The sequence below is a fragment of the Billgrantia endophytica genome (assembly GCF_002879615.1).
Classification (GTDB): Bacteria; Pseudomonadota; Gammaproteobacteria; order Pseudomonadales; family Halomonadaceae; genus Halomonas; species Halomonas endophytica.
This window is the reverse complement of sequence record NZ_PNRF01000010.1, coordinates 236,553-244,252: the sequence shown is the minus strand read 5'-3', so window position 1 is coordinate 244,252 and position 7,700 is coordinate 236,553. Positions and strand designations below refer to the sequence as shown.

Sequence of the window (7,700 nt, the reverse complement as noted above, 5' to 3'; positions counted from 1 at the left end):
CCCATACAGCGTTAAAAATCGGCTCAAAGTACTCATTTACACCGCGTAAACTCCGTCTTTTCGCCGATTTTTGCCTTGTCTGGCCATCGCTCGTCGACTTTTCGTACAATGCCTAGAAAATCAGTACCGCAGGAAAACCAGCGACTCGCCGCCCGGCTCGACGGGTCCCATGGTATTCATCACCGCGATCAGCTTGTCGGCGTAGGCGGGGTCGGTGGCATACCCACCGGCCTGCAGTTCCCTTGCCGCCTGCTCGGCGCTGCCGGCCCGGGTTACCGCCGCATAGCGCGGGTTGTCGCCGATCAGCCGCGCGTAATCGGTAAAGGCCTCTTCGAAGGAGCCATACACTCGGAAGGTATCGACGACGCGGGTCCGCTTGCCATTGAGGTACTCGTGGGTCGTCACGTCCGTGGTGCGGCCGTTCCAGCCGCCACCCGCCTTGATGCCGAAGAGGTTATAGCTGTTGCCGCCATCGCTGGTGGCGATCTCATGGCGCCCCCAACCGGTTTCCAGGGCGGCCTGGGCCAGAATCAGCTCGGCCGGCACGCCGGTACGTCGGCTTGCCGCCTGGGCCGGTGCCGAAAGGCGATCCAGGAAGCGCTGCACGTGCTCGCCCCCCTGGCCTTGATTCCGCCGTGATGCGGCCCCGCCGACGGTGTCGTCCCGGCGGCCGGCACCGGAATTGGCCGTACCGGCCAAGGTGGCATCCAGGGCCGACATGAAGCCGCCGCGTGCGGTTTCCAGCTCATCGAGGAAACTCGACGGCATCGGCTGCCGGGTCTTGTCGAAGTCCCGTTCCCCCTGGCCCTCCCCGATCGGCGGCGCGTCAGGCCGCAGCGCGTCCTTGAGCACCCGTGGCGTTCCACGGGGGATGCCGGCGATCAATTCGTTGAGCTGGCGATCCGCCGCTTCCGCCTGGGGGCGTGATACGCCCTGACCTTCCAGTTGGGCGACCAGGTGTTCCGCCAGGCCGATACCGCGACCCGCCATGGTCTGGGCCCACTGCTGGTCCAGCATCGACTGGTAGAATTCCGTCTGCTCGCTGTCGAGCAGGCCGGTAGTGGGCGTGGCGTCACGCATGCTCTTGAGCATCATCTGCAGGAACAGGGCTTCGAACTGCTGGGCGGCACCCTTGAGACCTGCCGCCTCATCGTGCCGAGCCGTGTGCTTGAGCCGCTCCAGGCCTTGCACGTCGAGCGCAAACTGGTTGCTGAAGTCCTGAATGGCCATCAGATGATCTCCAGGTCGGCGCGCAGGGAGCCAGAGGCCTTGAGCGCTTCGAGAATCGCCATCAGGTCACTTGGCGTGGCACCCAGGGCGTTCAGCGCATTGACCACGTCCACCAGGTCGGCGCCCTCCACGACTCGCAGGTAGGCGTCCTGCTCCTGGATCTCGATTTCCGTGTCGGGCACGACCACGGTCTCGCCGTCGCCAAAGGGCGGGGGCTGGCTGACCAGGAAGCGGGTGTCGATGACGATCGACAGGTTGCCGTGGGCCACCGCGGCACGGCGCAGGGTGACCGCGCTGTTCATGACCACCGAACCGGTGCGGGCGTTGAACACCACCTTGGCCGGCGCTTCCATGGGAGTGATGCGAATGTTCTCGACCTGCGCCATGAAGTTGACGCGGGAGTTCTCGTTCATGGGGCCGTCGAGGGAGATGACCCGGGAGTTGCGCGCGGCGGCCACCGGCCTGCCGAATTCACTGTTGATGGCGTTGACCATTCGCTGGGCGGTACCGAAGTCGGCGTCCTTGAGTTCCAGTTCGAGCAGCCCGGCGTTGTCACCCAGGTCGAGGGGCACTTCCCGTTCCACCATGGCACCACCGGGAACACGGCCCCCGGCCAGTTGGTTGATCTGCACGGATGCACCGACGGCATCGGCTCCGACCCCACCCACCAGCAGGTTGCCCTGGGCGATGGCATAGGTTTCGCCATCGGCACCCTTGAGCGGCGTCATCAGCAGGGTGCCGCCACGCAGGCTGCGCGCGTTGCCGATGGAGGAGACGTTGATGTCCAGACGCTGACCGGGACGGGAGAACGGCGGCAGATCCGCGGTGATCATCACCGCCGCCACGTTGCGCAGCTGCATGTTCGTGCCCGGGGGCACGGTGATGCCGAGCTGCGACAGCATGTTGGTCAGGCTCTGGCCGGTGAAGGGCGCCTGCATGGTCTGGTCGCCGGTGCCGTCGAGGCCGACCACCAGGCCATAGCCAACCAGCACGTTGTCACGCACACCGGCAAAGTTGGCCAGTTCACGAATCCGCTCGGCCTGTACCGGCAGCGCCAGCAGAAGCGTCAGCGCCAGCAGCGCCAGTCTTGCCACCGGGCGCTTGTGGACTGGCCGCCTGGTGAACGTCTGGGTGAGCGTCTTGAAGAACGTCATTCGTGCGCCTCGGTATCCTGTCATCGTCAGAAGGGCGATACGTTGAGGAAGAAACGCTGCAGCCAGCCCATGTGCTGCGCCTCATGGATATAGCCACTGCCCACGTACTCGATACGGGCATCGGCCACGGCGGTGGACGGCACCGTATTCTGTCCGGTAATGGTCCGGGGATTGACCACCCCGGAAAAACGAATGAACTCGACGCCCTGGTTGATGGCGATCTGCTTCTCGCCGCGCACGCGCAGGTTGCCGTTGTACATCACCTCGAGCACCGACACGGTAATGGTGCCGGTAAAGCTGTTGTTGGCCTGGGAGCCGCCGCCACCGGCGAAATCACTGTTGCCGGAGAACTCGAAGCCATACTCCGCCAGTCGCTCCAGCGCATCCGGCAGCTCAATGAAATCAAGGCCGGCCGATCCCCCACGGTTGGCGTTGGACTGCGAGTTCTTGCTGGCACTCACCTGCTCGTCCAGCACGATGGTGAGAATGTCGCCGATCATGCGCGGGCGGCGATCCTCGAAGAGAGGTTGAGAACCGCGATGGGTCTGGTAGATGGAGCCGTTGGCCTTCCGGGGCGGCGGCTCGACCATGGCGATCTGTTCCTGCTCCCCCACCACGGAGGCACGGGGAACCTGGGCACAGCCGCCCAGCACCAGCGCGGCCATGGCCAGAACCGCCGTGACCAGCCTCGATATCGGGAACCCCTTGCCTTTCATGCTCTCTCGCTTCCCGCAACCGGGATCATGATTCTTCATGACGACCGTCAGAGCTGGCTCAGTCGCGCCAGCATCTCGTCGCTGGTCTGGACGGCACGGCTGTTGATCTCGTAGGCCCGCTGGGTCTGGATCATGCTGACCATCTCTTCCACCACGTTGACGTTGGAGGTTTCCACATAACCGTGATACAGGCGTCCGGCGCCGTTCATGCCCGGCATGGTCTCGTTGCGCGGGCCCGACGAGGTGGTTTCGAGGTAGAGGTTGCCGCCGATACTCTCCAGGCCAGTCGAATTGACGAAGGTGGAGAGGGTGATCTGTCCCACTTCCATCGACTGGGTGATACCGGGCTGGGTGACCGAGACGATGCCGTCCTCGCCGATGGAGATCGACAGGGCGTTGTCGGGAATGATGATGGCGGGCTCCAGCGGGTAGCCATTGGCATTGACCATCTGGCCGTTCTCGTTGAGCTGGAAGCTGCCGTCACGGGTATAGGCGGTCGTGCCATCCGGCATCAGCACCTGAAAGAAGCCGTTGCCGTTGATGGCCAGGTCGCGGGAGTTCTCGGTGTGCTCCAGGCCGCCCTGGGTATGCAGCCGCTCGGTGGCAACGGGGCGGACACCGGAACCCACCTGCATGCCGGACGGCAGCCGGTTCTGTATATCGTTCTGCGCACCGGGCTGCCGCAGGTTCTGATACAGCAGGTCCTCGAATACGGCGCGCGAACGCTTGAAGCCGTTGGTACTGACGTTGGCCAGGTTGTTGGAGATGACGTCCAGCTTGACCTGCTGGGATTCCAGGCCGGTCTTGGCCGTCCAGAGTGACTTGATCATAATCGTTTCCTATACCTAGCCTTGAATCGACAGCAGGTTATTGGCCCGCTGGGCGTTTTCGTCAGCGGTACTGATGACCTTCATCTGCATTTCATAGCGCCGGGCCACGTCGATCATCGACACCATGGCCTCGACGGCACTCACGTTGCTGCCTTCGAGGGCACCACTGGCGACCGTGGCATTCTCGTCGACAGGCAGGGCCACGACCTCGCCGTCGGCATTCGGCGCCGGCCGGAACAGCCCGTCGTCGCCGCGTATCAGGCGCTCTTCCGGCGTCACCAGCTTGAGGCGGCCCATGTCGACCAGCGCCTCGGGGTTCTCCCCTTCGCCGATACCGCTGAGCGTGCCATCGGCGCCCACCGTCACGCTGGAGCCAAGCGGCACGACGATCGGGCCGCCATCGCCGATCACCGGCCGGCCCACCAGGGTGACCAGGCCGTCGCCGTCGACTTCCAGGTCGCCGCGGCGGGTATAGGCTTCGGTTCCGTCGTCGGCCTGCACGGCGATCCAGGCATTGCCTTCCAGCGCCACATCCAGTTCACGCCCGGTGCGGGTAATGGGCCCCTGGGAAAAATCGGTGCCCGGGGTGGTGGCCGCCACCGACACCCGGGTCGGCAGCGCGCCTTCGCCCTGCACCGGCACGGCACGCATGGCATGCAGCTGGGCGCGAAAGCCGGCCGTCGACACGTTCGACAGGTTGTGGCTGACCACCGCCTGCTGGTCCATGCTCTGCTTGGCGCCGCTCATGGCGGTGTAGAGAATGCGGTCCATGTATCAGGCTCCCCGTGTCGGGCTTAGCGCAGGTTGATGGCGGTTTGCAGCAGCTCGTCCTGGGTCTTGATCGTCTGGGAGTTGGCCTGGTAGGCCCGCTGCGCCACGATCATGCTCACCAGTTCGCGGGCCATGTCCACGTTGGAGGTCTCCACGGCGCCGGACACCACGCCGCCCAGCAGCCCGGTGCCGGGCGAGCCGACCAGTTCCTGCCCGGATGCGTTGGTCGCGCTCCAGACGTTGTCGCCAATGGGGTTCAGGCCTTCGGGGTTACGGAAGCTGACCAGGGCGACCTGCCCGGCGGGGCGCGACTGCTCGTTGGAGTAGTTGCGCATGATGGTGCCGTCGTCCTCGATGGTGATGCCCACCAGGGAGCCGGAGGTATAGCCGTTCTGGGTCAGGCCGCTGGCGGTGGAGCTATTGCCGAACTGGGTGGTGCCGTCGAGGTTCAAATCGAAGATGAGATCGTTCGGCTCACCGTTGAAAAACTCAGCCGCGTCAAAGGTGATGCCGGTCAGGCCATCATCGACCGATTCCATCTGACCGTTGGCATCGAACGCCAGGTCAAATGCACGCGCATCACCACCCTCCATGAGCGCCTGTCCATCCATTGTCATCTTGGCGGTCCACGCGTTGGAACCGGTCTTCTCGTAATAGACGGTGACGTTACGTGGGTTACCCAGGGAGTCGAACACGGTGAAGTTATTGGAATAATGGTAATCGATATAGATCGGGTCGCCATCCGCGTCGACCGCCTCGGTCTGGCTCAGCTCCTCACCCACCACGTAACGGGAGTCCAGGTTCAGCGTGGTGCTGACGCGGGTGGTGGTGTTTGCCGCCAGCTCGTCCGAGGGGATGGTCAGGGCCTGGGGTTGCCCGCCCACCTGTACCTCACCCTGGGCATTGAGGCCGTAACCCATGATCTGGGCGCCCTGGGCGTTGATCAGCGCGCCGTCGGCGGTCATGGTCAACTGGCCATTGCGCGAATAGACGACTTCGCCATTGGGCTGCTGGAAACGAAAGAAGCCTTCACCGGCAATCGCCAGGTCCAGATTGCGGCTGGTGGACTCGATGTTGCCTTCGTTGAAGTTCTGCAATACCGACGACACCCGCGTACCGAGGCCGATTCGCGAGTTGGCGAAGACGTCGGAGAACTGTACGTCGGAACTCTTGAAGCCCACCGTCTGGGAGTTGGCGATGTTGTTGCCGATCGCCCCCAGCTTCTGTGATTGGGCATTCAGGCCGCTCAATGCTTGGGAAAAGCTCATGTTTCGTTCCTCTGCCTACCGGCTGTGATGTGCCGCTATGCGCGGTTCTTTTCAGCAAGCGCCGTCTATCCTCCAGCGCTTCCCCGATGGTTGACTTACAGAATCTGCTTGACCTGATCCAGGTCGACCTGGCCGTAGATGGCTCCGAGATCCAGCTTCACGCCGCCATCTGCGTCACGGGGCGTCACCCCCCCCACGATGGCGTAGTTGAGCGTCGAGACGTCTATCGGCTTGTCATCGCTGGTGGCCTCGATGCGGACACGATAGGCGCCGGATGCCGCCGTCTCGCCCTCGCTGGTCTTGCCATCCCAGCTGAAGGATTCCACCCCGGCCTTGACCGGCCCGATATCATAGCGATTCACCACCTCCCCGCTGTCATTGGTAATGGTGACGCGAACGTTCTCGGCGGAGCGATCAAGCTCGATACCGAAGGGTGTGGAATACACCTGCCCCTCTTCGTCCTTTTCCATCAGCACCCGGTCGCCGGGAACCAGCACGCCCTTGCCGATCAGCGCGGTGGCCTGCAGCATCTGGCCGGCATCCATCTGGTCGGTGATGCCTTTCAGGGTCTGGTTGAGATCTTCGATGCCGCTGACGGTATTGATCTGCGCCAGCTGCGTCGTCATCTCATGGTTGTCCATGGGGTTCAGCGGATCCTGGTGCTGCATCTGGGCGATCAGCAGGGTCATGAAATTGTTGCGCAGCTCGGCGGACTGGCTGGCATCGCGGCTGCCGGCACCCGCATTCATTCGGCTGATGACGTTGGAATCGATCGTGGTGGACATGGTGATCAGCCCTCGCCCAGGGTGAGGGTCTTGAGCATCATCTGCTTGCTGGTGTTCATGACCTCCACGTTGGCCTGGTAGGAACGCGATGCGGATATCATGTTGACCATTTCGTGCACCGGCTCGACGTTGGGCATGGTCACGTAGCCCTCTTCATTGGCCAGCGGATGCTCGGGGCGATACTCCATGCGCATGGGCGAGGGGTCTTCGACCACTTCTCTCACACCCACGCCACCAACGCCGTGATTGCCCTGCAGTCGCGACTCGAACATGACCTGCCTGGCACGGTAGGCTTCACCGTCCGGCCCGGCCACGCTGTCGGCATTGGCCAGGTTGCTGGCCGTCACGTTCATGCGCTGCGACTGGGCGCTCATGGCCGAGCCGGCGATATCGAATACGGAAAACATCGACATAAGGCGATCCCTCTCTGATTGTTCCGGCGGCTTACTCCGGCTGCATGGCGCTCTTCAGCCCCTGGATGCGACTATTGAGAATGGTCAGCGCGGCCTGGTAACGCACCGAGTTGTCGGCGAACTGGGTACGCTCCCGGTCCATGTCCACGGTATTGCCATCCAGGCTGGGCTGATCCGGCACCCGGTAGAGCAGCCCCTGGTCCGGCGGGGCGAAGCCCTGCCCGGCGAGGTGCCGATCCGACGTCCGGGCCAGCGACAGACCGCCCCCGGCAGGCCGGCCATGCTCCACCGCCTTCTTGAGCTCGCTGGCGAAATCGATATCGCGAGCCTTGTAGTTGGGCGTATCGGCATTGGCGATGTTGCTGGCCAATATGCGATGGCGCTCCTGGCGCAAGCCCAGCGCCTGCTGGTGGTAATCAAAGGCGGCCTCGAGCTGGTCGATCATGCCGGCACTCCCCGTGTGCGGAACTTGTTGAGGTTGAAGAATAGCGATACCGATGTCACATCAATGGCATGAACAGACCGGTTTTCCA

At 63.5% G+C, this 7,700-nt stretch carries 9 protein-coding genes; all 9 read right to left on the bottom strand.

Annotated features, from left to right (window positions below; genetic code table 11):
• Window positions 1-120: 120 nt before the first annotated feature.
• Entirely contained in the window at window positions 121-1,230 is a 1,110-nt protein-coding gene (gene flgJ, locus C1H69_RS04965) for a flagellar assembly peptidoglycan hydrolase FlgJ (protein ID WP_102652294.1), read from the bottom strand.
• Window positions 1,230-2,384 carry a flagellar basal body P-ring protein FlgI gene (locus tag C1H69_RS04960; RefSeq protein WP_102652293.1) on the bottom strand — a complete coding sequence of 385 codons (1,155 nt, stop codon included), beginning with the start codon at window positions 2,382-2,384 and terminating at the stop codon, window positions 1,230-1,232. The genes flgJ and C1H69_RS04960 overlap by 1 nt, the downstream gene beginning before the upstream one ends.
• 26 nt (window positions 2,385-2,410) lie before the next feature.
• Entirely contained in the window at window positions 2,411-3,049 is a 639-nt protein-coding gene (locus C1H69_RS04955; RefSeq protein ID WP_422666883.1) for a flagellar basal body L-ring protein FlgH, read from the bottom strand.
• A 98-nt stretch (window positions 3,050-3,147) separates the two neighbouring features.
• Window positions 3,148-3,930, bottom strand: a complete 783-nt coding sequence (gene flgG / locus C1H69_RS04950) for a flagellar basal-body rod protein FlgG (protein ID WP_102652291.1) — start codon at window positions 3,928-3,930, stop codon at window positions 3,148-3,150.
• A 15-nt stretch (window positions 3,931-3,945) separates the two neighbouring features.
• Window positions 3,946-4,701 (bottom strand): flagellar basal body rod protein FlgF, encoded by a 756-nt coding sequence (locus tag C1H69_RS04945; RefSeq protein WP_102652290.1) that lies wholly within the window; start codon window positions 4,699-4,701, stop codon window positions 3,946-3,948.
• 23 nt (window positions 4,702-4,724) lie between these two features.
• Complete coding sequence (gene flgE / locus C1H69_RS04940; RefSeq protein ID WP_102652289.1) at window positions 4,725-5,969, bottom strand: flagellar hook protein FlgE; 1,245 nt, start codon at window positions 5,967-5,969, stop codon at window positions 4,725-4,727.
• 95 nt (window positions 5,970-6,064) lie between these two features.
• Window positions 6,065-6,754: a flagellar hook assembly protein FlgD gene (gene flgD, locus C1H69_RS04935; RefSeq protein ID WP_102652288.1), complete on the bottom strand. Its 690-nt coding sequence runs from the start codon at window positions 6,752-6,754 to the stop codon at window positions 6,065-6,067.
• A 5-nt stretch (window positions 6,755-6,759) separates the two neighbouring features.
• Window positions 6,760-7,167 (bottom strand): flagellar basal body rod protein FlgC, encoded by a 408-nt coding sequence (gene flgC / locus C1H69_RS04930; RefSeq protein WP_102652287.1) that lies wholly within the window; start codon window positions 7,165-7,167, stop codon window positions 6,760-6,762.
• 31 nt (window positions 7,168-7,198) lie between these two features.
• Complete coding sequence (gene flgB / locus C1H69_RS04925; protein WP_102652286.1) at window positions 7,199-7,612, bottom strand: flagellar basal body rod protein FlgB; 414 nt, start codon at window positions 7,610-7,612, stop codon at window positions 7,199-7,201.
• Between the last annotated feature and the right edge of the window lie 88 nt (window positions 7,613-7,700).

Excerpts from the sequence above, each read along its gene's own strand:
- flgJ (WP_102652294.1), bottom strand. The coding sequence starts at position 1,230 with ATGGCCATTCAGGACTTCAGCAACCAGTTTGCGCTCGACGTGCAAGGC.
- C1H69_RS04960 (WP_102652293.1), bottom strand. The coding sequence starts at position 2,384 with ATGACGTTCTTCAAGACGCTCACCCAGACGTTCACCAGGCGGCCAGTC.
- C1H69_RS04955 (WP_422666883.1), bottom strand. The coding sequence starts at position 3,049 with ATGGCCGCGCTGGTGCTGGGCGGCTGTGCCCAGGTTCCCCGTGCCTCC.
- flgG (WP_102652291.1), bottom strand. The coding sequence starts at position 3,930 with ATGATCAAGTCACTCTGGACGGCCAAGACCGGCCTGGAATCCCAGCAG.
- C1H69_RS04945 (WP_102652290.1), bottom strand. The coding sequence starts at position 4,701 with ATGGACCGCATTCTCTACACCGCCATGAGCGGCGCCAAGCAGAGCATG.
- flgE (WP_102652289.1), bottom strand. The coding sequence starts at position 5,969 with ATGAGCTTTTCCCAAGCATTGAGCGGCCTGAATGCCCAATCACAGAAG.
- flgD (WP_102652288.1), bottom strand. The coding sequence starts at position 6,754 with ATGTCCACCACGATCGATTCCAACGTCATCAGCCGAATGAATGCGGGT.
- flgC (WP_102652287.1), bottom strand. The coding sequence starts at position 7,167 with ATGTCGATGTTTTCCGTATTCGATATCGCCGGCTCGGCCATGAGCGCC.
- flgB (WP_102652286.1), bottom strand. The coding sequence starts at position 7,612 with ATGATCGACCAGCTCGAGGCCGCCTTTGATTACCACCAGCAGGCGCTG.